The organism is Bradyrhizobium sp. 6(2017) (genome assembly GCF_011058295.2).
GTDB lineage: Bacteria > Pseudomonadota > Alphaproteobacteria > Rhizobiales > Xanthobacteraceae > Bradyrhizobium > Bradyrhizobium septentrionale.
The window spans coordinates 7,056,679-7,079,364 of sequence record NZ_CP049289.2 but is presented as its reverse complement, the minus strand read 5'-3'; the positions used below and the strand labels follow the sequence as shown (position 1 = coordinate 7,079,364).

The 22,686-nt window shown below is 65.0% G+C and carries 22 protein-coding genes and 1 other RNA gene; 15 read left to right on the top strand and 8 right to left on the bottom strand.

Annotated features, from left to right (window positions below; all coding sequences use genetic code 11):
- Positions 1 to 28: 28 nt before the first annotated feature.
- Entirely contained in the window at positions 29 to 643 is a 615-nt protein-coding gene (locus G6P99_RS33580) for a TetR/AcrR family transcriptional regulator (protein ID WP_029078852.1), read from the bottom strand.
- A gap of 156 nt (positions 644 to 799) precedes the next feature.
- Here G6P99_RS33580 and G6P99_RS33575 point away from each other — a divergent pair, with 156 nt between their 5' ends.
- A complete protein-coding gene (locus tag G6P99_RS33575; RefSeq protein WP_029078851.1) occupies positions 800 to 2,032 on the top strand; it encodes a cytochrome P450 in 1,233 nt (410 codons plus the stop codon).
- A 210-nt stretch (positions 2,033 to 2,242) separates the two neighbouring features.
- On the top strand, positions 2,243 to 6,007 hold the full coding sequence (locus G6P99_RS33570; protein WP_165125049.1) for an AsmA-like C-terminal region-containing protein: 3,765 nt from the start codon (positions 2,243 to 2,245) through the stop codon (positions 6,005 to 6,007).
- 62 nt (positions 6,008 to 6,069) lie between these two features.
- Here the strand turns inward: G6P99_RS33570 and G6P99_RS33565 are convergent, their stop codons facing one another.
- The 6 genes from G6P99_RS33565 to ssrA form a co-directional block, all read right to left on the bottom strand.
- Positions 6,070 to 6,423 (bottom strand): VOC family protein, encoded by a 354-nt coding sequence (locus G6P99_RS33565; protein ID WP_029078849.1) that lies wholly within the window; start codon positions 6,421 to 6,423, stop codon positions 6,070 to 6,072.
- 47 nt (positions 6,424 to 6,470) lie between these two features.
- Positions 6,471 to 6,746: a ribbon-helix-helix domain-containing protein gene (locus G6P99_RS33560; RefSeq protein WP_024580116.1), complete on the bottom strand. Its 276-nt coding sequence runs from the start codon at positions 6,744 to 6,746 to the stop codon at positions 6,471 to 6,473.
- Entirely contained in the window at positions 6,743 to 6,931 is a 189-nt protein-coding gene (locus G6P99_RS33555; protein ID WP_029078848.1) for a DUF4169 family protein, read from the bottom strand. Before G6P99_RS33555 ends, G6P99_RS33560 begins: the two co-directional genes overlap by 4 nt.
- Before the next feature lie 275 nt (positions 6,932 to 7,206).
- Complete coding sequence (gene fumC / locus G6P99_RS33550; protein WP_029078847.1) at positions 7,207 to 8,622, bottom strand: class II fumarate hydratase; 1,416 nt, start codon at positions 8,620 to 8,622, stop codon at positions 7,207 to 7,209.
- Positions 8,623 to 8,797: 175 nt separating this feature from the next.
- On the bottom strand, positions 8,798 to 9,316 hold the full coding sequence (locus G6P99_RS33545) for an SspB family protein (RefSeq protein ID WP_029078846.1): 519 nt from the start codon (positions 9,314 to 9,316) through the stop codon (positions 8,798 to 8,800).
- A 142-nt stretch (positions 9,317 to 9,458) separates the two neighbouring features.
- Positions 9,459 to 9,812: a transfer-messenger RNA gene (ssrA, locus tag G6P99_RS33540) on the bottom strand.
- Positions 9,813 to 9,889: 77 nt separating this feature from the next.
- Between ssrA and G6P99_RS33535 the strand changes: the two genes are divergently transcribed.
- The 12 genes from G6P99_RS33535 to G6P99_RS33480 all read left to right on the top strand — a co-directional run bounded on the left by G6P99_RS33535 (position 9,890) and on the right by G6P99_RS33480 (position 20,407).
- Positions 9,890 to 10,501: a chromate transporter gene (locus tag G6P99_RS33535; RefSeq protein ID WP_029078845.1), complete on the top strand. Its 612-nt coding sequence runs from the start codon at positions 9,890 to 9,892 to the stop codon at positions 10,499 to 10,501.
- Entirely contained in the window at positions 10,498 to 11,031 is a 534-nt protein-coding gene (locus tag G6P99_RS33530; RefSeq protein ID WP_029078844.1) for a chromate transporter, read from the top strand. The genes G6P99_RS33535 and G6P99_RS33530 overlap by 4 nt, the downstream gene beginning before the upstream one ends.
- A 92-nt stretch (positions 11,032 to 11,123) precedes the next feature.
- Complete coding sequence (locus G6P99_RS33525) at positions 11,124 to 11,624, top strand: tripartite tricarboxylate transporter TctB family protein (protein ID WP_029078843.1); 501 nt, start codon at positions 11,124 to 11,126, stop codon at positions 11,622 to 11,624.
- A 7-nt stretch (positions 11,625 to 11,631) separates the two neighbouring features.
- Positions 11,632 to 13,146: a tripartite tricarboxylate transporter permease gene (locus tag G6P99_RS33520; protein ID WP_029078842.1), complete on the top strand. Its 1,515-nt coding sequence runs from the start codon at positions 11,632 to 11,634 to the stop codon at positions 13,144 to 13,146.
- A gap of 133 nt (positions 13,147 to 13,279) precedes the next feature.
- Positions 13,280 to 14,260: a tripartite tricarboxylate transporter substrate binding protein BugD gene (locus G6P99_RS33515; RefSeq protein WP_165125046.1), complete on the top strand. Its 981-nt coding sequence runs from the start codon at positions 13,280 to 13,282 to the stop codon at positions 14,258 to 14,260.
- A gap of 185 nt (positions 14,261 to 14,445) precedes the next feature.
- Positions 14,446 to 15,240, top strand: coding sequence for a thymidylate synthase (locus G6P99_RS33510; RefSeq protein WP_029078840.1), 795 nt, complete (start codon positions 14,446 to 14,448; stop codon positions 15,238 to 15,240).
- Positions 15,241 to 15,248: 8 nt separating this feature from the next.
- Entirely contained in the window at positions 15,249 to 15,734 is a 486-nt protein-coding gene (locus G6P99_RS33505) for a GNAT family N-acetyltransferase (protein WP_029078839.1), read from the top strand.
- Positions 15,734 to 16,246, top strand: a complete 513-nt coding sequence (locus G6P99_RS33500; RefSeq protein ID WP_029078838.1) for a dihydrofolate reductase — start codon at positions 15,734 to 15,736, stop codon at positions 16,244 to 16,246. Before G6P99_RS33505 ends, G6P99_RS33500 begins: the two co-directional genes overlap by 1 nt.
- 144 nt (positions 16,247 to 16,390) lie before the next feature.
- Complete coding sequence (hflK, locus tag G6P99_RS33495; RefSeq protein WP_029078837.1) at positions 16,391 to 17,530, top strand: FtsH protease activity modulator HflK; 1,140 nt, start codon at positions 16,391 to 16,393, stop codon at positions 17,528 to 17,530.
- Positions 17,527 to 18,426: a protease modulator HflC gene (gene hflC, locus G6P99_RS33490; protein ID WP_029078836.1), complete on the top strand. Its 900-nt coding sequence runs from the start codon at positions 17,527 to 17,529 to the stop codon at positions 18,424 to 18,426. Before hflK ends, hflC begins: the two co-directional genes overlap by 4 nt.
- Before the next feature lie 108 nt (positions 18,427 to 18,534).
- Complete coding sequence (locus tag G6P99_RS33485; protein ID WP_029078835.1) at positions 18,535 to 18,735, top strand: DUF2065 domain-containing protein; 201 nt, start codon at positions 18,535 to 18,537, stop codon at positions 18,733 to 18,735.
- Between the two features lie 169 nt (positions 18,736 to 18,904).
- Positions 18,905 to 20,407 carry a Do family serine endopeptidase gene (locus tag G6P99_RS33480; RefSeq protein ID WP_029078834.1) on the top strand — a complete coding sequence of 501 codons (1,503 nt, stop codon included), beginning with the start codon at positions 18,905 to 18,907 and terminating at the stop codon, positions 20,405 to 20,407.
- Positions 20,408 to 20,527: 120 nt separating this feature from the next.
- On the opposite strand, the gene serB is transcribed toward G6P99_RS33480, so the two are convergent.
- Complete coding sequence (serB, locus tag G6P99_RS33475; RefSeq protein ID WP_029078833.1) at positions 20,528 to 21,445, bottom strand: phosphoserine phosphatase SerB; 918 nt, start codon at positions 21,443 to 21,445, stop codon at positions 20,528 to 20,530.
- Between serB and miaA the strand changes: the two genes are divergently transcribed.
- Positions 21,444 to 22,373 carry a tRNA (adenosine(37)-N6)-dimethylallyltransferase MiaA gene (gene miaA, locus G6P99_RS33470; protein WP_029078832.1) on the top strand — a complete coding sequence of 310 codons (930 nt, stop codon included), beginning with the start codon at positions 21,444 to 21,446 and terminating at the stop codon, positions 22,371 to 22,373. The genes serB and miaA overlap by 2 nt on opposite strands.
- Positions 22,374 to 22,686 lie beyond the last annotated feature (313 nt).

Here is a 22,686-nt window from a genome sequence, read left to right as displayed (position 1 = left end):
ACCGGTAGCCACTTCGCTCGAAAACGCTCTAGCGGGCGGACGAAACGCCGATCGCGCGCTGCAAATCGGTGATCGCGCGCAGGAAGCTGTCCGCCGGCGTGGTCTCCGGATCGATCAGGCGGTGCAGCCGGAAACCGTCCTCCAGCGCCAGCACGATCGAGCCGGTCCATTCCGGGTTGAGCGCGCCGTTCCGGCCGCCATTCTTCACCGTGGTGGTGACGATATCCGCGATCAGCTTGCGCCGCGCGCGCAGCCGTTTTGCCAGTTCGGGCCGCCGCTTCTCTGCGCGTGCGACAAACAGGATCATCTCCATGTGCAGCAGCGGGGAGCGGCCGAGCGGGTCCTGCCGGCTGCGATCCATGGTGCGGAGCGCCTCGAGGAAGTCGGCAAGGTTCTGGTGTTGGGCAAGCAGGTCGAGACATCGCCGGATCGATTGCTCGACGTGATCCTCGAGCATCGCGATGATCAACTCGTCCTTGCTCTTGAAGTTCGAATAGAAGGCGCCGCGAGTGAATCCCGCCGCGGCCGCGATCGCCTCGATGCTGGCGCCGCCGATTCCCTGATCCTCGAACACCCGCGCCGCAGCCTCGAACAGCTTCTCGCAGGTGTCGTCCCGTGTCGGTCTGGTTCGAACCCTTGACATCGGCGCATTTTAGGGCACAATGCAACTCGATACAAGAGTGTATCGAGTTGCATTTGACAGAAGCAGAATAGCCGCACCCGTGATGGTGCGGTCTTGAGGATGACACCAAGGCGCGCCAGTGTGCAGACACCGGTGTAGCGAACGAACGAGGTCACCATGAACGAGCAAGTTCAGCCGGCCAGCGGCGAGCCGCTTTTCAATCCACTCGCGCCCGAATTCATTCGCAACCCCTATCCGCATTACGAGCGGTTGCGGCGTCTCGACCCGATGCATGTCAATGTGCACGGCGCCTTCGTCGCCAGCCGTCACGCCGAGGCGAGCCTCGTGCTGCGCGACAAGCGGTTCGGCAAGGATTTTGCCGAGCGCAGCATCCGCCGTTACGGCCCGAAGATTCTCGAGGAGCCGGTCTTCCGCAGCATGAGCCACTGGATGCTGCAGCAGGACCCGCCTGACCACACAAGGCTGCGTGGCCTTGTCGTCAAGGCCTTCACCGCGCGACGCGTGGAGGACATGCGGCCCCGCATCCAGCACGTCGTCGACGAAACGCTCGACCGCATCATCCCGCAGGGCAGGATGGACCTGATCGAGGACTTCGCCTTCCGACTCCCGGTGACGATCATCTGCGACATGCTCGGCATCCCCGAGGAGCATCGCGAAGCCTTCTACAGCGGCTCGCGCGACGGCGGCCGCATCCTCGAGCCGGTGCCGCTGACGCCCGAGGAGATCAAGCAGGGCAACGCCGCCAATGCGATGGCCGCGATGTATTTCCATCAGCTGTTCGAGCTGCGCCGCAAGCAGCCCGGCGACGACCTCACCACGCAGCTGGTTCAGGCGGAAGAGGACGGCCAGAAGCTCACCAATGAGGAGCTGACCGGCAACATCATCCTGCTGTTCGGTGCAGGCCATGAGACGACCGTGAACCTGATCGGCAACGGTCTGCTCGCGCTCTATCGCAACCCGGACCAGCTCGCGCTGCTGAAGGCCAATCCCGGCCTGATCACCAATGCGATCGAGGAGTTCCTGCGCTACGATTCCTCGGTGCAGCTGACCGGCCGCGTCGCCCTCGAAGACATCGAGGATCTCGGCGGCAAGCGGATCCCGAAGGGCGAGAGCGTGCTGTGCCTGTTGGGCTCGGCCAATCACGATCCGGCTGTCTACCCCGATCACCCCGAAAAGCTCGACATCCAGCGGCCGAACGTGAAGCCGCTGTCGTTCGGCGGCGGCATCCATTTCTGCCTCGGCGCGCAGCTGGCACGGATCGAGGCCGAGGTCGCGATCTCGACCCTGTTGCGGCGAATCCCGGATCTGCGGCTCGATGACGCGGAAAACCCGGAGTGGCGGCCGACCTTCGTGCTGCGCGGGCTGAAGCGGCTGCCGGCGAGCTGGTGACAAACCGGATTTGCGGCAGGACGGCGATTCTGCCGCGACGGCCGGCGTGCACGCACGCTTGAGCGGAAAACCACCTTCTGCCTGAAGTCACGGCGGTAATGCCGCTGTGACTTCGCCATACTTGTCTCTATATTTGGGCTGCTCCGGCCAAGGTTGGCCAACGGTTCAGCATCAGCAGGCAGCCGCGGAGCTGGCTCAAAGGGAGACACCGTGCAGACGACGCTGCTCGGACTGGCAATTGCCTTCATCCTTGCACTGGTCGCCGCGCTGGTCGGTCCGTATTTCGTCGACTGGAACCAGTTCAGGCCGCAGTTCGAGGCGGAGGCGAGTAAGATCATCGGCGCGCCGGTCCGGGTTGCCGGCAATCTCGACGCGCGTCTGCTGCCGGCCCCCTCGCTGCGATTGAAAACCGTCAGCGTCGGCGGCGCTAACGACCTCGGCAAGGTCCGCGCCGCCAGCCTCGACGTCGAGTTCAGCCTGAGCTCGCTGATGCGTGCCGAGTGGCGGGCGACCGAGCTCACCGTCAATGGCGTGTCGCTGGATCTCGGGCTCGATCCGAAGGGGCGGGTCGACTGGTCGCCGTCGAGCGGCACCTTCAACCTCGCCTCGCTGGCTATCGACCGCCTCAATCTGACCGGCCGCATTGCGCTGCATGACGCCGCGAGCCGCAGCACGCTCGAGCTCAACGACATCGCGTTCAGCGGGGATGTCCGCTCGCTGGCCGGCGCGATCCGCGGCGACGGCAACTTCATGTTCGACGGCAACCGCTACCCGTTTCGGATCTCGTCCGGCCAGACTCCGGACGGCAACGGCATTCGCATGCACTTCAACATTGATCCCGGGCAGCGGCCGGTCTCGGCCGATCTCGACGGCATCCTGAGCTTCGAGGCGCGTGCGCCGCGCTTCGAAGGGGCCGTGATGCTGGCGGGCACGCCGGGCCAGCGCGGCGGCAGCGATGTGCCGCCGTGGCGGATCGCGGCCAAGGTGAAGTCGGATTACTCGGCAGCGCGGCTCGACCAGGTCGAGGTGAGCTATGGCGCCGAGGACCGCGCGCTGAAGCTCGCGGGCACCGGCGATCTGCGTTTCGGCGCAGCGCCGCTGCTGCGCGCCTCGCTCACCGCGCGGCAGCTCGACGGCGACAAGTTTGCCGCCAAGGATAGCAACAACGGCAATGTCGAGCCGGTGCGGGTGCTGCCGGCGATGCGCGCGGTCCTGGCGGGCCTGCCGCAAATCCCGATTCCGGCACAGCTCGAGCTGGCGTCCGAGCAGATCATGCTTGGCGGTCGTCCCTTGCAGGATATCTCGGCAGAGCTGCAATCGGATGCGAAATCCTGGACGGTGCGCCGGCTGGAGTTTCGCGCGCCGGGCTCGACCCGGGTCTCGATGAGCGGCGCCAGCGCGCAAGCCGGAGTTGCCAACAGCTTCAAGACCGGGCTCAACATCGAATCGTCCGATCCCGACGCGCTGATGACCTGGCTGCAGGGGCGGAGCGATGCTGCCTATCGCAACCAGAAGCCGCTGCGGCTGCGCGGCGACGTCACGGTGTCGCCGGCCGGTTTTGCGATCGATGCGATGAAGGCGGAGATCGACGGCGGCACGGTCGAGGGCCGGATTGCGGTCGCGCATCGCGAGGCGACCAGCGGATCGAAGGTCGAGGCGCAGTTGAAGGCGGAGCGGCTCGATCTCGATGCGACCGCTTCCTTCATCCGCTCGCTGGCCGGACCGCAAGCCGAATGGCCCGACGAGGCGCAGCTGTCGCTCGATGTTGGGCGCGCGATCTCCTCCGGGCAGGAATTGCGGCCGCTGCTGGCGAAGATCGCCTATACTCCGAAGGACATCGTGCTCGAGCGCGTGAAGGTCGGACAGCCCGACAATGTCACGCTCGACGGCAGCGGCAATTTCGACCGCGCCAATGCGACCGGCAAGCTCACGGTCGATGCGACCGCTGCGTCGCTTGGCCGGCTTGCCGCTGTCGTCCAGCCGTTCGCGCCGGCGCTCGCCGCGCGGCTCGGCGTGCTCCGCGCGGATGCCGGCCCGGTCCGCGCCAGGCTTGCGCTCGACCTCGGCAAGGGCAAGGCGGCCGATCGCGTCAGCGCGCGCGCGGCGCTCGATCTCGACACGCCGCAGCTCAAGGGCAATACGGTGATTTCGGCGACGCCGCAGGTCGCTGCGATCCGTGCGCTGGATTTCGACGCGCTGACCCACAGCGATGTTGCCGCCGAGGCAAGATTCTTCACGGGCGAGGGCAATGCCTTGCTCGCGCTGCTCGGACTTGACCGCGTGGTCGCGGCCGGCGCGGGCCCGGTGCAGATCGAGGGCACCGTGAGTGGCGCGTGGCGCGCGCCGTTGCGGCTCAAGGTCAGGCTCTGGGGGGCGGGGCTCGACGCCGACGCCGACGGGACCGCGGAGCCGTGGGCCAGGGAATCCAACAGGGAAGCCACCAAGGACGCCGCCAAGGAGCCCGCCAGGGACGCCAAATCGAGCGTCAGCCTGCGCGTCCGCAGCGCCGACATCAGTCCGCTGCTCAATCTGAAATCATCCGACCCGGTCGCAAGCATCCGCCTGTCGTCGCGCGTGACGCTCGCAGGCGACCGGCTGACCTTCGATGATCTCGACAGCATCGTTGCCGGCTCGCGGCTGCGTGGCCGCCTCGCGCTGACGCTTGCCGATCAGAAGAGCGTCGAAGGTGAAATCGGCCTCGATCAGATCACGTTGGCGCCGATATTCGCGACTGCAATCGGTGCCGCCGGGCACGATGCGACGGAGCCGCTCGGTGCGGGGCTCACCGGCGCCTGGCGCGGCAAGGTCACGTTCGAAGCGCTGCATGGCCTGCTGCCGGGCGGCGCCGAGCTGCAGCCGGTCAGCGGCACCATCAGGTCGGACGGACAGTCGCTGACCTTCGACGGCATCAAGGGCAAGATCGGCGGCGGCGAAGCGACCGCCACCATCGATGTGCGACAGGGCGGCAACGGACTGGCGCTCAATGCAAACGTGCAGCTGTCGGGCGTCGATGCTTCGGCCTTGCGCTACCGCAATCTCGCGATGCCCAAGGGACGGGCCTCGATGCAGATGACGCTGTTGACGCAGGGCCGCAGCGCCTCGGCTTTGACGGGCGCGCTGTCCGGCAGCGGCACCGTGACGCTGGAGGGGTTGAACCTTCCGGGTCTCGATCCGCGCGCATTCGACACAGCGATCCGCGCCAGCGATTCCGGGCAGGCGACTGACGACACGCGGTTGAGGCAGATCGTCGAACCCGTGCTCGCAGCCGGTGCGCTGTCGATCGCCTCGGCGCAAATTCCCTTCAACATCCGCGACGGTCGTATTCGTGTCGCAGCGACCACGCTTGCGGCCAACGGCGCCGACGCCATCGTGTCCGGGGGCTACGACATTCCGGCCGACCAGGCCGACATCCGCGCCGCACTGGCATCGACGCAGGTCGGCACGGCCACTAGCCGCCCGGAAATCCAGCTGCTTGCGATCGGCACGCCTGACGGATTGTCGCGCAGCATCGACATTGCGGCGCTGTCGTCATGGCTTGCGGTGCGCGCGATCGATCGCGAGACCAAACGGCTCGACGCGATCGAGCGCGGTGAACCGGTGCCGCCACCGATCCCGGCCGCTGTCCCGCCACCGGCCGGGCCGGCGCCGGATGCGTCCAACCCTTCCGCGGTGTCTCCCGCGGACACGCTGGTGCCCGGCCGCGATCCGCGCCGTGTGCCGGCGAAGCCGAAGATCGTGGCGCCAAGACCGTCGATCACCCCGTCGATCATCCCGCCGATCGTGCCGCCGATCGCCACCGCGCCCGCTGTCGTGCCGCCTGCACCGGTTGCGAGCCAGCCGCAGCTCGCGCCGCTGCCGCCGCCGATCGAGGTCAAGCCGCTGCCCGGCGCAGTCAGGCCGAAGCCGCTGCGGCCCCCGCTATCGCTGACGCCGCAGGTTGCCAATCCATCACCGCGGCCGGCCTTGCAGAACTGAGGGCCTCTTAAAGCGAAGTGGGTGCCGTCGCGTGACGAAAACGCGTCAAGCGACGCGCTGGCTCACGATTGGTGCTGGAGAATATTGATCAGTCTGTCGAAAGGATCGCGGACGAAGAAGCGCCGCACGCCCCACGGCTCGTCGGCCGGTCCGTATTCGATCGCAACCCGCGCCGCCTGCATGCGGCGCAGCGCCTCAGCGAGATCATCGACCTCGATTGAAAGATCGGGCACCGGCGTGCCGGAGCCACCTTCGGATGCGAAGCTGATTTGAACCTGCATCGTTTCGGATGAACCGTAAGTCGCAACCCAACCGAAATCCATCAGCGACTCGAGGCCAAGGATGTCCCGATAGAACGACTTCGCCGCCGCGATGTCTGATGCGGCAACGTTCGCGACGATGCGATTGACCTTCATGCTGAAGCTCGCTCAGCGAGCGACCGTCTGCGACGGTCGGAGAGGCATCAGGCCTGCTGACGCGTATCGACCTGTTGCGGCCTGACATCCGTCGGCACGGCCGGCGTGGCGCGCGAGCGGAAGTAGTCGAGCACGAACAGCCGGATCGCCGACGACAGATTTCCCTGCTGACGGTTGTTGTCGATCTCGCCGACCAATTCCGACAGCGTCATGTTCCGCAGTCCGGAAATTTCCTTCATGCCGTTCCAGAAGGCTTCTTCGAGGCTGACGCTGGTCTTGTGCCCGGCGACGACGATCGAGCGCTTAACAACGGGAGACTTCATGATGCGTCTCCACTTTCGATGCGATGCTGATCGAGTTGTCGCGCGCTGCGCTCGTCGAGAAATTCGTCACGCGCGCGTTCGGATTTGGTGCGACCGAATAGCGCACGATTGGCTTCGGCCTGCTTTGCCGCTTGTTCGCGCTCACCGCGCTTCTTGAATCGTTTCAGGTTGACCACGTCGCCCATGCTCGTCGTCCTCATCGTCCCCACAGCGGACTTGGTGATGCATCGTGACGAAAGCAAGAGCGATCGCGCTGCGCGCCCGGCTCGATATTCATCCCGAATCCCCATTTGATGCCTCTGATAGCATCAAAGAATCCGTTTCGCTCTGCGAAAACTAGACGTCTGTACCACGCGCCAGCGCAGGGCTCATAGGTAAGCAGCCTTAGTCTTTAGGCGTTATGATCCATAATTATATCACGTGCGCTGACCGTAATTATCCGGACATTGCGCGCCTCGCTTTAGCCCGGGTGTGTCATTTTGTCCGGCTGCACGAGGCGATCGAATTCATCCGCGGAAACAAATCCAAGCCGCAAAGCCTCTTCCTTCAACGTCGTTCCGCGCGCGTGTGCCGTCTTGGCGACCTTGGCCGCGTTGTCGTAACCGATCTTCGGCGCGAGCGCCGTCACCAGCATCAGCGAGCGCTGCATCAGTTCGTTGATGCGCTTTTCGTCGGCGCGTATTCCGACAACGCAATGCTCAGTAAATGAGCGGACAACATCAGACAGCAGTTGAATGGAATTTATCATACAATATGCCAAAACGGGCTTGTACACGTTCAGCTCGAAATGGCCCTGGCTGCCGGCGACGGTGATCGTGGTCTGATTGCCGAACACCTGGCAGCAGACCATGGTCATGGCTTCGCACTGGGTCGGGTTGACCTTGCCCGGCATGATCGACGAGCCCGGCTCGTTCTCGGGCAGGATCAATTCGCCGAGGCCCGAGCGCGGGCCGGAGCCGAGGAAGCGGATGTCGTTGGCGATCTTGAACAGGCCGGTCGCCACCGAATTGATCGCGCCGTGCACCAGCACATAGGCGTCGTTGGAAGCCAGCGCCTCAAACTTGTTTGCCGCGCTGGTGAACGGCAGCTTGGTGATCTCAGCGACATGCCTGGCGAAAGCGCCGGCGAATTCCGGCTTCGAGTTGAGGCCGGTGCCGACGGCGGTGCCGCCCTGCGCCAGCGGAAACAGCTCCTTCACCGCGACGTGCAGCCGCGCGATGCCGCTCTCGACCTGCGCGGCGTAGCCGGAGAATTCCTGGCCGAGCGTCAGCGGTGTCGCGTCCTGGGTATGCGTGCGTCCGATCTTGACGATCTTGGCGAACGCCTCCTGCTTCTGGTGCAGCGCCTGATGCAACTCGGTGAGGGAGGGGATCAGGTCGGCGATGATGCGGCTTGCGGCTGCGATATGCATCGCGGTCGGAAACGAGTCGTTCGACGACTGGCTCATGTTGACGTGATCGTTCGGATGGATCGGCTGCTTGGCGCCGAGCTCGCCGCCGAGCATCTGGTTGGCGCGGTTGGCGATCACCTCGTTCACGTTCATGTTGGTCTGCGTGCCGGAGCCGGTCTGAAAGACGACCAGCGGAAAATGATCGTCGAGCTTGCCGTCGATCACTTCCTTCGCTGCGCTGATGATGGCGTCGGCGCGGCGTGCATCGAGCTGGCCGAGCTCGCGATTGGTCTCGGCCGCCGCGAGCTTGACGATGCCGAGCGCGTGGATGATCGCAATCGGCATCCGGTCGTGGCCGATCTTGAAATTCTGCCGCGAGCGTTCGGTCTGCGCGCCCCAGTAGCGATCGGCGGGGACGTCGATCGGGCCGAAGCTGTCAGTCTCGCTGCGGCTGGCGGCGCTGGATGGTGTCGTCGATTGAGCCATGGATGCTCTCCGTTGCGTCAAGAGAACGTGAACCGGCGCGGCGCTGGTTTTCCCGCGCGGCAACGCGATGCGTCGGCGCGGAGGCACGTTCATGCCGAAGATAATCCGGGATGACGATCTGTCATCCCGGTCCTGGCAGGCATCCTACAAGGTCGCGGAGCGATCTGTGTTTAGATTATTTCTTGCGGAAACGATCGAGACGCACGACCTCGGCGCCTTCGCTGGGCTTCGCGGGCTCCTGCTCGGTCTCGGCCGTCTCGGTCTCGACCGCCGCGCGGGCGGCAGGTGCGGGGAGGGGAGAAGCCGGCGCCGTGGCGGGAGGCTCTTCGGACAACGCGTCCGAGACATCGAATCGCAGATCGAACGGCGCTGACGGATCGAGGAAGCGCGTCACCGCGGCAAACGGCACGGTCAGCCGCTCCGGAATCCCGCCGAACGACAGGCCGACCTCGAAGCGATCCTCGGTCACCACAAGATCCCAGAACTGGTGCTGCAGGATGATCGTCATCTCTTCCGGATATTGCGCGAGCAGCCGCGTCGACAGCTTCACGCCGTCGCCATGCGACAGGAAGGTGATGTAGAAATGGTGCTCGCCCGGCAGGCCATGTTCGGCGGCGTCGGACAACACCCGGCGCAGCACCCCGCGCAGCGCGTCACGCGCCAACACGTCATATCGGATGTGATCGGTCGCCATCGTAATCCTGTCGCTTCGAAAATTGGCCGGTAGGCATCGCCGGACCGTCCGACTCGCCCTTTTGGCCATGCTACCCCGCCGGGAGCCGGAAATCAGCAGGGTGGATGGCTGAAATACGGGCGGACGCCCGATCGGAAAATAAAGTGGAGGCTTCTGTTGCCAGGTGCCTCCGAACCCCGCCTAACGGAGCTTAACCCGTTAGGACTTTAAGATGGTCTTTCAAACTGCGTTACGCAGCCTGAGCAACCGGAGCAAAGTTGTCGTTGGCAACTATTGCATTAGCCCGATAACGGCGGAACCATACCGAGAAAAAACACGCCCTTTACGCCCTCGTCGATCCTATTTCGCCCCCGCCAAAAGCCACCCATGATGGGTTTTGGTGGAGGCGCCGGGTACCGCCCCCGGGTCCGAATGGTTTATTGCGACGGCCATTTATTTCCATAGCCGGCGAACCGGCACCGCCAATATAGGCGGCGCGGACGGAGAAAAACAGAGCCGATTCAGGCTTGTTCAGGTGTGAAAACACGCCGATTTGGGTTGGCCGGGGTCCGCCAGCCGCTTTAGATTTCGCCCATGCCCCCGGAATCCCCGCCGGTCGCCGCCCCGGCGCCGGCTCCCTCCGCTCCGTCGCCGCCCCACCAGCCCGGCCTGCTCGAGCTGTTCCTGGCCTTTGCCAAGATGTCGCTGGCCGGTTTTGGCGGGGTTCTGGTCTGGGCCCGGCGCTCGATCGTCGAGCAGCACCGCTGGATGACGGCGGAAGAGTTCAACGAGACCTTCGCGCTGTGCCATTTCCTGCCAGGTCCGAACATCGTCAACCTGTCGGTCGTGTTCGGCGCGCGGTTTCGCGGCGTTGCCGGCGGGCTCGCGGCCTTCGCCGGGCTGGTCGGCCCGCCGATGGTGATCGCGACCATCCTTGCCGCGCTCTACGCCCGCTATGGCGATATCGACGTCCTGCGCCGGACGCTCGCCGGCGTGGCCTGCGCCGCGGTCGGGCTGCTGTTCGCCGTTGTCATTAAGATGATGATGCCGCTGTTGCAGCGGCGCGATGTCACAGGCCTGGTCATTCTGGCGGCGGTGTTCGTCGCGATCGGACTGATCCGTTGGCCGCTGCAGATCGTACTGTTGGTGGCAATCCCGCTCAGCATTGCGATTACGATCCTGACACGCCGCATGGTGAAGGCATGAGCCCGGAGCCCAACCCGATCGCGGCGCTGCTCTGGACCTTCGGCCTGATGTCGCTGTTTGCGGTCGGCGGGGCCAATTCGGCTATACCCGAAATGCACCGTGCCGCCGTCGACGTGCATCACTGGCTGACCGACAAGCAGTTCGCCGACGTGTTCGCGATCTCGCAGCTCTCGCCGGGGCCGAACGTGCTGATCGTGACGCTGATAGGCTATTCTGTCGCAGGCGTCGCCGGGGCGTTGGCCGCAACGGTGGCGATGTGCGGGCCGACCGCTTTGCTTGCCTATTATGTCAGTCGTTTCCTCGATCGCTCGCGCGGTGCACGCTGGCCGGCGATCATTCAGGCGGCACTGGTTCCGCTGTCGATCGGCCTGATGGCCGCCTCCGGCCTGATCGTGGCGCAGACATCAGACCAAAGTTGGATCGCGGTTCTGATCACCATTGTCGCTGCAGCGCTTGCGTTTGCGACGCGGATCAACCCCTTGTGGATGTTGCTTGCCGGAGGCCTCTTGGGTTTTGCTGGCGTTATCTGATGAAAATCGCTAGCAAGGCTTGCGGTCAACGCACCACAGCCAAGCCATGCAATCAAAACGGGCGGGACAGCCCTGACGGGGGAAGCGAAGTCATGAGCGATACGCCGAGCGAGGCGCCGGTCAAATCGATCTTGCCGAAATGGGTACGCGGTCCGCAGGACTTTGTCGGCGGTCTCGCGATGATGGCGGTTGCGCTGTTTGCCTTGTGGGCCTCGAGCGACTTGCAGGGCATGCACGGATTCTCGTTCGGCGCCGGAACCGCGCCGCGTATGTTCGCCGTGCTGCTGCTGCTGCTCGGCGGCACCGTCGCGCTGATGGGACTTCTGCACGACGGCCCGCATATCGCCGCCTATTCCTGGCGCGGCCCGCTGTTCGTATCCGCGGCCATCGTGTTCTTCGCCGTGGCGATCCGTCCGCTCGGGCTCGTCGTGTCGGCCTTTGCCGCCTTCCTGATCGCAGCACTTGGCTCGCATGAGACAAGATGGATCGAGGCCATCATCGTCGGCGGCTGTCTGACGCTCGGTTGCGCGCTGCTGTTTCCTTATGTGCTGGGACTTCCGATGCCGATGTTCCCGCGTTTCCTGATTCAGTGAGGGCGAAATGGAGCTGTTTGCCAATCTCGCCCACGGTTTCGTCGTCGCGTTCTCGCCGATCAACCTTCTGATGTGCCTGATCGGTGCGCTGGTCGGCACGCTGGTCGGCGTGCTGCCGGGCATCGGCACCATCGCCACCGTCGCGATGCTGCTGCCGATCACCTTCGGCCTGCCGCCGGTCGGTGCGCTGATCATGCTCGCCGGCATCTATTACGGCGCGCAATATGGCGGTTCGACCACCTCGATCCTAGTCAATATTCCGGGTGAGGCGACCTCCGTGGTCACTGCGCTCGATGGCCACCAGATGGCCCGGCAGGGCCGCGCCGGCCCGGCGCTGGCGATCGCCGCGATCGGCTCGTTCTTCGCAGGCTGCGTCGCGACCGTGCTGATCGCCGTGCTCGGCGCCCCGTTGACCAAGCTCGCGCTGGCGTTCGGCCCGGCCGAATATTTCTCGCTGATGGTGCTCGGCCTGATCTTTGCGGTGGTGCTTGCCAAGGGCTCTGTGCTGAAGGCGATCGCGATGATCGTGTTCGGCCTGTTGCTGTCGATGGTCGGCTCCGACATCGAGACCGGCGCCTCGCGCATGGCCTTCAACATCCCGGAACTCGCAGACGGCCTCGGCTTTGCCACCGTGGCGATGGGCGTGTTCGGCTTTGCGGAGATCATCCGCAATCTCGACGCGGGTGCCGAGATGAGCCGTGATCTGGTGCAGCAGAAGATCACCGGCCTTATGCCGACCAGGAAGGACCTTAAGGACTCCGCGCCTGCGATCGTGCGTGGCACGATCCTCGGATCGATTCTCGGCATTTTGCCGGGCGGCGGCGCCGTGATTGCTTCGTTCGCGGCCTATACGCTGGAAAAGAAGATCGCGAAGGACCCATCGCGGTTCGGCCGCGGTGCGATCGAGGGCGTGGCGGCGCCGGAAAGCGCCAACAACGCCGCGGCGCAGACCTCGTTCATCCCGCTGCTCACTCTCGGCATCCCGCCGAATGCGGTGATGGCGCTGATGGTCGGCGCGATGACCATTCATGGCATCGTGCCGGGTCCGCAGGTGATGGTGAAGCAGCCCGATCTGGTCTGGGGCATGATCGCCTCGATGTGGATTGGCAATCTGATGCTGATCATCATCAACCTGCCGCTGGTCGGCATCTGGGTCCGTCTGCTGCGCGTGCCGTACCGGCTGATGTTCCCCTCGATCGTGATCTTCTGTGCGATCGGCATCTATTCGGTGAACAACGCGCCGGTCGACGTCGTCCTCGCGGGCGCGTTCGGCCTCGTTGGCTACTGGCTGATCAAACACGATTTCGAGCCGGCGCCGCTGCTGCTCGGCATGGTGCTCGGCCCGCTGATGGAGGAGAACCTGCGTCGTGCACTCTTGATCTCGCGCGGTGACTGGAGCGTGTTCCTGTCGCGGCCGCTATCGGCGGTGCTGCTGGCGATCGCGGCAGGCCTGCTGGTGCTTGCCGTGCTGCCGAGCTTGCGTGCCAAGCGCGACGAAGTGTTCGTGGAGTCCGAGGGCTGAGCGTACTGCCGGCCCTGCGTCGGCGCGCCGCAGGCGGAAGTCCAATCGACACTCGATGTCGTCTCGTGAAATGAAAATGCTGGCCGATTTGGCCGGCATTTTTATTGGTCAAACGTTCCCGGGAGGATTCGAAATGATCTCCATTCGCTCGCTTGCGGGCGCATGCCTTTCGGCATTTGCCGCACTGAGCGCCGCAGCCGTGCCGGCGTCCGCGCAGAACTACCCGACCCGCACCATCGCCATGATCGTGCCGTTCGCAGCCGGCGGTCCGACCGACGTCATTTCACGCATCGTCACTGCGAATATGGCGCCGACGCTGGGACAGAGCATCGTGATCGAGAACGTGGTCGGCGCCGGCGGCACCACCGCGACGACGCGCGCCGCGCGCGCCGCCAACGACGGCTATACGCTGGTTACCGGGCATATGGGCACGCACGCCGCCTCCGTGCCGCTGTACCCGAAGCTTGCCTATCACCCGGAAAAGGATTTCGAGCCCGTCGCGCTGCTTGCCGGCACGCCGATCCTGATCCTTGCCCGCAAGGATTTTCCGCCGAAGGATCTCAAGGAATTCGTCGCCTATGTGAAGGCCAATGCCGAGAAGGTCAACGCCGCGCATGCCGGCATCGGTTCGGTCTCCCACGTGTCCTGCGAGCTCTTGAACTCGATCCTCGGCATCAAGCCGGTCGGCGTGCCCTTCAACGGCACAGGACCTGCGATGAATGCGCTGGTCGCCGGCCAGGTCGATTACATGTGCGACCAGATCGTCAACGCGGTGCCGCAGATCAATGCCGGCACCATCAAGGCCTACGCGATCGCGACCCTCGAGCGCAATCCGTCGCTGCCTAATGTCCCGACCACGGCGGAAGCCGGCCTGCCGGATTTCCAGGCCCAGGCCTGGAACGCGATCTTCGCGCCGAAGGGAACCTCGCCCGCCATCATCGCCACCCTGAACGCGGCGGCCATCAAGGCGCTCGACGATGAGACCGTGCGCAAGCGCCTGCTCGAACTCGGCAGCGTGATCCCGGCGCCCGCCAGCCGCACCCCGGAGGCGCTCGCGACCCTGGTCAAGAGCGAGATCGCGAAATGGACGCCGGTGCTCAAGCCGGCCTCTTAATCCAGCGCGATCAAGTGGATAGGCAAGGGATAGGCAAGGGCGGAACGCGAGTTCCGCCCTTGTCGTTTGCCGCAGGAGTGTTCACTTTTCAGGGTATAATCGGTGCATGCAGCCGAATCGGCATGTCGACCGGCAGCCCCGGCCGCTAGATTGCCGCTCCGCCCAGAGAGCCTGAAACCAACGCCATGAACCAGTATCACGACCTGCTCGAACGCATCCTCGCCGACGGCGCGGAGAAGCACGACCGCACCGGCACCGGCACGCTGTCGATCTTCGGCCATCAGATGCGCTTCAACTTGGCGGCCGGCTTCCCGATGCTGACGACCAAGCGGCTGCCGCTGAAGGCGATCGTGCACGAGCTGCTCTGGTTCCTCGCCGGCGACACCAACATCAAATATCTCAACGACAACGGCGTCACGATCTGGGACGAATGGGCCGACGCCAATGGCGATCTCGGCCCGGTCTACGGCTCGCAATGGCGCTCGTGGCCGGCGCCCGATGGCCGCAGCATCGACCAGATCGCGGGCGTGATCGAGATGATCAAGCGCAATCCGGATTCGCGGCGGCTGATCGTCAGCGCCTGGAATCCGGCCGAGGTCGACAAGATGGCGCTGCCGCCGTGCCATTGCCTGTTCCAGTTCTATGTCGCCAACGGCAAATTGTCCTGCCAGCTCTACCAGCGCTCCGGCGACGTCTTCCTCGGCGTGCCCTTCAACATCGCGTCCTATGCGCTGCTGACCATGATGGTGGCGCAGGTCACCGGGCTGAAGCCCGGTGATTTCGTGCACTCGCTCGGCGATGCGCATCTCTACTCGAACCACCTCGAGCAGGCGCGCCTGCAGCTGACGCGGCCGACACGGCCGCTGCCGACGATGACGATCAATCCCGATGTGAAGGATATCTTCGCGTTCCGCTACGAGGACTTCAAACTCGAAGGCTACGACCCGCATCCGCACATCAAGGCTGAAGTTGCGGTCTGAGGGGCTGAATGTCGCTGACCATCCGCCGCGCGCGGCCCGATGAGGCCGGACTGGTGTTCTCGCTGGTCCGCGAGCTCGCCGAATACGAAAAGCTCCTGCACGAGGTCCACGCCAGCGAGGCCGATATCGCCGAGGCGCTGTTCGGCGCGAACCCGCGGCTTTATTGCGACATCGCGGAATGGAACGGCGAGTCGGCCGGCTTCGCGGTCTGGTTCGTCAACTTCTCGACCTTCGCCGGCCGCCACGGCATCTATCTCGAAGACCTGTTCGTGCGTCCGGCGCTGCGCGGCAACGGCATCGGCAAGGCATTGCTGGTGCATCTGGCGAAGCAATGTCTCGCCAATGGCTGGGCGCGCCTGCAATGGGCGGTGCTCGACTGGAACGCGCCGTCGATCGCATTCTACAAGTCGCTCGGCGCCGAGATGATGGACGAATGGACGATCTGCCGCGTCTCCGGCCCGGCGCTGTCGACGCTCGCGGAAGGGACACGCTGATGGAGATCGTGCTGGTCGTCGCGGTCGCCGAGAACGGCGTGATCGGAAGCGCCAACGCCATTCCGTGGCGGCTCAAATCCGACCAGCAGCGCCTCAAGGCGATCACGCTGAACAAGCCCGTCGTGATGGGACGCAAGACCTTCGAATCCCTGCGCAGGCCGCTGCCGGGGCGCACCAACATCGTGGTGACGCGCGATGCGAACTACCGCGCGCGCGGCGCCATCGTCACGACGTCGTTCGAAAACGCCCGCGCCATTGCGCTTGGTGACGCGCTGCGGCGTTTCGCCACTGAGATCGCGATCATCGGCGGCGCGGAGATTTACGCGCAGTGGATGGGTGTGGCTGATCGCTTGGAGATCACCGAGGTCCACGCCAGGCCGGACGGCGACACACGGTTCGACAAAATCGATGCGAAGGAGTGGGACGAGGTCGCGCGCGTGCGAAATCCGGCAGGTCCGGACGACAGCGTCGACTTCTCCTATGTGACATATCGTCGGCGCAGCCAACGTTAACTAATGTTTGCATTGACAATTATGGCCCGGCGCATAGCTCGTCCGGCCAGGAAGCTTGCGTTGTAAGGGCCCTAGCGGTCCCCTATAACCGGGCCGGACAATCGAGGCCGGGCGTCCCGTCCGGACTTGCCGAGGAGATGTTTGATGCCGTGGAAAAATCAAGGCGGGGGGCCCTGGGGCTCGGGTCCGAAAGGGCCATGGGGCACCGGTCCGCAGTCAGCCGGGCCGAGGCCGCCGGATCTTGAGGATCTGCTGCGGCGCGGCCAGGACCGCCTGCAGCAGTGGCTGCCCGGCGGTCATTTCAGCGGCATGGGCGTCGCGCTGGTGCTGGTCGCCGCGCTGGCGATCTGGTTCGCGACCGGCATCTTCCGTGTGCAGTCCGAAGAGCTTGGCGTCGTCCTGCGCTTCGGCAAGTATGTCCGCGATGCGCAGCCGGGCCTGCGCTATCACCTGCCATATCCGATCGAGACAGTGCTGCTGCCGAAGGCGCTGCGCGTCAACACGATCTCGATCGGCATGACCCTGATCGACGATCCCGCTCGCCGCGGCCGCACCATGCGTGACGTGCCGGAGGAGAGCCTGATGCTGACCGGCGACGAAAACATCGTCGACGTCGACTTCACCGTGCTGTGGCGCATCAAGCCGGGTGGGGCCGGCGCCTACCTGTTCAACATCCAGAATCCCGAAGGCACCGTGAAGGCGGTTGCCGAAAGCGCGATGCGTGAGGTGATCGGCCGCTCGCAGATCCAGCCGATCCTGACCGGGGCGCGCAACGTCACCGAGCAGAACGTCCAGGAGCTGATGCAGAAGACGCTCGATTCCTACAATGCGGGCATCCAGATTGCGCAGGTGCAGATGCAAAAGGTCGACCCGCCGGCGCAGGTGATCGACGCATTCCGCGACGTCCAGGCGGCGCGCTCCGACCTCGAGCGCAAACAGAACGAGGCGCAGACCTACGCCAACCGGGTCGTGCCGGATGCGCGTGGTCGTTCCGCGCAGATCCTGCAGGCCGCTGAGGGCTACAAGGAGCAGGCGGTCGCCGAGGCCAAGGGCCAGAGCGCCCGCTTCCTGAAAGTCTATGACGAGTACAAGAAGGCACCCGACGTGACGCGCGAGCGCATCTATCTGGAGACCATGGAAAAGGTGCTCGGCAGCTCCGAGAAGCTGGTCTATGACGGCAGCCAGGGCCAGAACATCGTGCCCTATCTGCCGCTCGGCGAGTTGACGCCGCGGCGTCCGGCGGCAGCACCGGCCACGACCGGCCAGCAGGGAGCCACCCGATGAGGTCCCCCGTCACCGGCATTGTGTCCCTGATCATCCTCTTCATCGTTCTTGCCGTCGGCTACAGCTCGGTGTTCACCGTGCAGCAGACCGAGCAGACCATCGTCCTGCGGTTCGGCGAGCCGGTCGAGGTCGTCACCGATCCCGGGCTGCACTTCAAGGCGCCGTGGAATTCGGTGATCAATGTCGACAAGCGCATCCTCGATCTCGAAAACCCGTCGCAGGAGGTGATCGCCTCCGACCAGAAGCGGCTGGTGGTCGACGCCTTCGCGCGCTATCGCATCAAGAATGCGCTGCGCTACTACACCAGCGTCGGCTCGATCCAGGCCGCCAATGTGCAGCTCACCACACTGCTCAACGCGTCGCTGCGCCGCGTGCTCGGCGAGGTCAGCTTCATCACGGTGGTGCGTGACGAACGTGAGCGGCTGATGTCGCGGATCCGCGAGCAACTCGACAAGGAGGCTGACGGATACGGCATCGAGGTCGTCGACGTCAGGATCCGCCGCGCCGACTTGCCGGAGCAGAACAGCCAGGCGGTCTACGACCGGATGAAGACCGAGCGTCAGCGCGAGGCCGCCGAGTTCCGTGCCCAGGGTGACCAGAAGGCGCAGGAGATCCGCTCGAAGGCCGATCGCGAAGCAACCGTGATCGTCGCCGAGGCGAACTCCACCGCGGAGCAAACCCGCGGCGCCGGCGATGCCGAGCGCAACCGGTTGTTCGCCGAGGCCTACGGCAAGGACAAGGACTTCTTCGCGTTCTATCGTTCGATGACGGCCTACGAGAACAGCCTCAAGTCCGGCGACACGCGTTTCCTGTTGCGGCCAGACTCGGAATTCTTCAGATATTTCGGCAGCGCCAACGGCAGGCAGCCTGAGGCGGCCGCCGCGCCGAAACAGTAACGTCACGACTTGAACTTCACGACGTGAACATCATGATTTGGCGGCGATGCGGACAACGCGTCGCCGCCACTCAAGAACAACAAGCATCGAGCGGGAGGCTGCCATCCGATGAAGTCCATAGCGTTCGGCGACTTCCTCATCGGTCTGGGAATCCTGTTCGTGCTCGAAGGCATCCTGTTTGCGGCAAGTCCCGCCTGGATGCGCCGGGCAATGAAGAGTGCGCTGGCGACACCCGACAATTTGCTGCGCATCGTGGGCATCGGTTCGGCGGTCGCAGGCCTGGTCCTGATCTGGGCGGTGCGACGCTGAGCGTTGCAATGTTCCGCCGCGCCCATCGTGCCGGAATGAACATAATCGTGAGCCTCTTGCGGCCGGTTTTTCGCCGAAATATCCGGCTGAGATGCTTGCGCCGCCCGCCCGTTCGGGCGCACTCTGTAAGCAGCTGATTTCGAACCCGTTTGCCTGGAGAAACTCCGACATGACCGCTGCCAGACCAGCCCTGAGCCGTCGCCTCCGCATGATGGGAGCCGCGATCTCGATCGGTGCTGCGAGCATGCTGAGCTCCGTGCCGGCGTTCGCGCGTGGTCCCGAAAGCATCGCCGACACCGCCGAGAAGGTGATCGACGCCGTCGTCAATATCTCGACGTCGCAGACCATCGAGGCCAACAAGGGCGGCGGCGCGATGCCGCAGCTGCCACCGGGCTCGCCGTTCGAGGAATTCTTCGACGACTTCTTCAAGAACCGCCGCGGGCCGCCCGGCAAGGGCGGCGACAAGAGCGGCGAGTTCCAGCCGCGCAAGACCAACTCGCTCGGCTCGGGCTTCATCGTCGACACCGCGGGCATCGTCGTCACCAACAACCACGTCATCGCCGACGCCGACGAGATCAACGTCATCCTCAACGACGGCACCAAGATCAAGGCCGAGCTGGTCGGCGTCGACAAGAAGACCGACCTTGCGGTCCTCAAGTTCAAGCCGCCGAAGCCGCTCGTCGCGGTCAAGTTCGGCGACAGCGACAAGATCCGTCTCGGCGACTGGGTGGTCGCGATCGGCAACCCGTTCAGCCTTGGCGGCACCGTGACCGCGGGCATCGTCTCGGCCAAGAACCGCGACATCAGCCAGGGGCCGTATGACAGCTACATCCAGACCGACGCCGCCATCAATCGCGGCAATTCCGGCGGTCCGCTCTTCAACCTCGAAGGCGAGGTGATCGGCGTCAACACGCTGATCATCTCCCCGACCGGCGGTTCGATCGGTCTCGGTTTCGCCGTGCCGTCGAAGACGGTGGCCGGCGTCGTCGACCAGTTGCAGAAGTTCGGCGAGCTACGTCGTGGCTGGCTCGGCGTGCGCATCCAGCAGGTCACCGACGAAATCGCCGACAGCCTCAACATCAAGCCGGCGCGTGGCGCGCTGGTCGCCGGCGTCGACGACAAGGGCCCGGCCAAGCCGGCCGGCATCGAACCCGGCGACGTCGTCGTCAAATTCGACGGCAAGGACGTCAAGGACCCGAAGGATTTGTCGCGCATCGTCGCCGACACCGCGGTCGGCAAGGAAGTCGACGTCGTCATCATCCGCAAGGGCAATGAGGAGACCCGCAAGGTCACGCTCGGCCGGCTCGAGGACACCGACAAGGTTCAGCAGGTCAACGCCAAGTCGAAGGACGACACCGCCGAGAAGCCTGTGACCCAAAAGGCGCTCGGTCTCGACCTCGCGGCGCTGAGCAAGGACCTGCGCACCAAATACAAGATCAAGGACAGCGTGAAGGGCGTCATCGTCACCGGTGTCGACAGCAACTCGGATGCGGCCGAGAAGCGGCTGTCGGCCGGCGACGTCATCGTCGAGGTGGCGCAGGAGGCAGTGTCCAGTGCCGCCGACATCAAGAAGCGCCTCGACCAGCTGAAGAAGGACGGCAAGAAGTCCGTGCTGCTGCTGGTCTCCAACGGCGACGGCGAACTGCGCTTCGTGGCGCTCGGCGTGCAGTAGAGCTTGCGCTACACATTGCGTCATTGCCGGGCTTGACCCGGCAATCCATCGACTGACAAAGCTTTTGCGCAGAATGATGGATGCCCGGGTCAAGCCCGGGCATGACGAGCCAGTGATCGGCTAGCTCTCGACGAACTCGTCCCGCCGATAGCCCTGCGCGTACAACAGCGCGCTGAGGTCGCCGTGGTCGATCCGCACCGCGGCTGCGCCTGCGACCGCCGGCTTGGCGCGATAGGCGACGCCGAGACCGGCGGCTTGGATCATGCCGAGATCGTTGGCGCCGTCGCCCACCACCAGCGTGTCGATATCGTCGAGGTCGAAGGATTCGGTGAGCTCGATCAGGGTGGCGAGCTTGGTGGCGCGGCCAAGGATCGGCTCGACCACTTCGCCGGTCAGTTTGCCGTTCTCGACCTGCAGCTGGTTGGCGCGGTTCTCCTGGAAACCGACCTTGGCCGCGACCACGCTGGTGAACAGGGTGAAGCCGCCGGAGATCAGGCAGGTATAGGCGCCATGCGCGCGCATGGTCATGACGAGGTCGCGTCCGCCCGGCGTCACCGTGATGCGCTTGTCCAGCACCTCGTCGACGACGCTGACCGGCAGGCCCTTGAGCAGCGCGACCCGCTCGCGCAGCGCCGACTCGAACTCGATCTCGCCGCGCATCGCCCGCTCGGTGATGGCGGCGACGTGGGCTTTCAGCCCGGCGAAGTCGGCGAGCTCGTCGATGCACTCCTGGCCGATCATGGTCGAATCCATGTCGGCCAGAAAAAGCTTCTTGCGCCGGCCGATCCGAGGTTGCACGACAACGTCGATCGGCAGGTCGCCGCGGGCCTGGCGCAGGCGCTCTTCGAACGCCTTGATGTCGTCCTTGCTGGGGTCTCCGCTGGAATCTTGGCTCTCGAAGGGAATGTCGACGGCGACTTCGTTGAACAGCCACTGCGCCGGGCCGGGTGAGGGCAGCACGGCCCGCGCACCGTCGACGGTGGTGGAGTCGAGCGCGGGGCTTGCAGGATTGCAGATCAGCGTGGCAACGAGGGACATGCAGGCGCATTCGGGATTGTTGGACAAGGCAGTGCTTATCGCAGGGCCGACCGCAAGCGGCAAGTCGGCGTTGGCGCTCGCGCTTGCGCAGCGCACCGGCGGGGTCGTGATCAACACCGACTCCATGCAGGTCTATCGCGATCTGGGAATCATCACCGCGCGGCCGACGGCGGGTGAGGAGGCGCTGGTTCCGCACCGGCTCTACGGCCATGTCGACGCCGGCGTGAATTTCTCCGCCGGCGCCTGGGTAACTGACGCGGCCAAGGTGCTTGGGAAGGCCCGTGCGGACAAACGCCTGCCCATCTTCATCGGCGGCTCCGGCCTGTATTTCAAGGCGCTGACGCGCGGCCTGTCGGCGGTGCCGCCGATCCCGGTCGAGGTGCGCGACGGCGTCCGCGCCAGGCTCGAGCAGCACGGCGTCGAGGCGCTGCATGCCGAGCTTGCCAAGCGCGATCCGGTGTCGGCCGAACGGCTGAAGCCGCGCGACCGCACCCGCATCGCGCGCGCGCTCGAGGTCGTCGAGGCCACCGGCCGCCCGCTGCCGGACTGGCATCGCGAGGGCCTGCCGCCGCTGGTGCCGCCGGGCCAATTCCACGCGCTGTTTCTCGCGCCGGAGCGCGATTGGCTTTATGCGCGGATCGACGCGCGGTTCGGCGCGATGCTTGATGCCGGCGTGCTCGACGAGGTCGCCGCATTGGCGGCGCGCGGGCTCGACCCGCTGCTGCCGGCCATGAAGGCGCACGGCGTGCCGGCGCTGATCCGGCACCTGAAGGGGGAGATCAGCCGGGAGGCGGCCGCCGAGACCGGTCGTGCCGACACCCGCCATTACGCCAAGCGCCAGTTCACCTGGTTCCGCCACCAGCTCCCCGAGTTCGAATGGGTCGCGCCCGAGGCGGCGAAGGAGTGGCTGGAGGAGCGGATCCCGTAGCCCGGTAGCCGCCCGTCTGCCATGCGCGTTGCGCCGCGCAAAAATGCTCGCCGAACGGCTGGAACCCCGTTACACTCCAAAAATCGCGAAAGTGCCTGCCTTGCCTTGACATTCGGGCTTTGGCCGCTATGTTCGCGCAACCTTTGGGAAGACTGGGTCGTATCGTGCGCAACATTATTACCAAACTCCTTATCGCCGTCGTACCCAGGCACACCGCCGGGGATGGCTAGCGGCCATCCAAATTCGGGCGGTGTGCATGGGGCCTCTGGGGCCCCTTTTTATTGCCCGAAACCGAACTGACGAGAACTGACAA

Excerpts from the sequence above, each read along its gene's own strand:
- G6P99_RS33545 (WP_029078846.1), bottom strand. The coding sequence starts at position 9,316 with ATGGCGACCGATCACATCCGATATGACGTGTTGGCGCGTGACGCGCTG.
- G6P99_RS33555 (WP_029078848.1), bottom strand. The coding sequence starts at position 6,931 with ATGGGCGACGTGGTCAACCTGAAACGATTCAAGAAGCGCGGTGAGCGC.
- G6P99_RS33525 (WP_029078843.1), top strand. The coding sequence starts at position 11,124 with ATGAGCGATACGCCGAGCGAGGCGCCGGTCAAATCGATCTTGCCGAAA.
- G6P99_RS33515 (WP_165125046.1), top strand. The coding sequence starts at position 13,280 with ATGATCTCCATTCGCTCGCTTGCGGGCGCATGCCTTTCGGCATTTGCC.
- hflC (WP_029078836.1), top strand. The coding sequence starts at position 17,527 with ATGAGGTCCCCCGTCACCGGCATTGTGTCCCTGATCATCCTCTTCATC.
- G6P99_RS33575 (WP_029078851.1), top strand. The coding sequence starts at position 800 with ATGAACGAGCAAGTTCAGCCGGCCAGCGGCGAGCCGCTTTTCAATCCA.
- miaA (WP_029078832.1), top strand. The coding sequence starts at position 21,444 with ATGCAGGCGCATTCGGGATTGTTGGACAAGGCAGTGCTTATCGCAGGG.
- serB (WP_029078833.1), bottom strand. The coding sequence starts at position 21,445 with ATGTCCCTCGTTGCCACGCTGATCTGCAATCCTGCAAGCCCCGCGCTC.
- G6P99_RS33565 (WP_029078849.1), bottom strand. The coding sequence starts at position 6,423 with ATGAAGGTCAATCGCATCGTCGCGAACGTTGCCGCATCAGACATCGCG.
- hflK (WP_029078837.1), top strand. The coding sequence starts at position 16,391 with ATGCCGTGGAAAAATCAAGGCGGGGGGCCCTGGGGCTCGGGTCCGAAA.
- G6P99_RS33505 (WP_029078839.1), top strand. The coding sequence starts at position 15,249 with ATGTCGCTGACCATCCGCCGCGCGCGGCCCGATGAGGCCGGACTGGTG.
- G6P99_RS33500 (WP_029078838.1), top strand. The coding sequence starts at position 15,734 with ATGGAGATCGTGCTGGTCGTCGCGGTCGCCGAGAACGGCGTGATCGGA.
- G6P99_RS33560 (WP_024580116.1), bottom strand. The coding sequence starts at position 6,746 with ATGAAGTCTCCCGTTGTTAAGCGCTCGATCGTCGTCGCCGGGCACAAG.
- G6P99_RS33480 (WP_029078834.1), top strand. The coding sequence starts at position 18,905 with ATGACCGCTGCCAGACCAGCCCTGAGCCGTCGCCTCCGCATGATGGGA.
- G6P99_RS33530 (WP_029078844.1), top strand. The coding sequence starts at position 10,498 with ATGAGCCCGGAGCCCAACCCGATCGCGGCGCTGCTCTGGACCTTCGGC.
- fumC (WP_029078847.1), bottom strand. The coding sequence starts at position 8,622 with ATGGCTCAATCGACGACACCATCCAGCGCCGCCAGCCGCAGCGAGACT.
- G6P99_RS33580 (WP_029078852.1), bottom strand. The coding sequence starts at position 643 with ATGTCAAGGGTTCGAACCAGACCGACACGGGACGACACCTGCGAGAAG.
- G6P99_RS33535 (WP_029078845.1), top strand. The coding sequence starts at position 9,890 with ATGCCCCCGGAATCCCCGCCGGTCGCCGCCCCGGCGCCGGCTCCCTCC.
- G6P99_RS33510 (WP_029078840.1), top strand. The coding sequence starts at position 14,446 with ATGAACCAGTATCACGACCTGCTCGAACGCATCCTCGCCGACGGCGCG.
- G6P99_RS33520 (WP_029078842.1), top strand. The coding sequence starts at position 11,632 with ATGGAGCTGTTTGCCAATCTCGCCCACGGTTTCGTCGTCGCGTTCTCG.
- G6P99_RS33485 (WP_029078835.1), top strand. The coding sequence starts at position 18,535 with ATGAAGTCCATAGCGTTCGGCGACTTCCTCATCGGTCTGGGAATCCTG.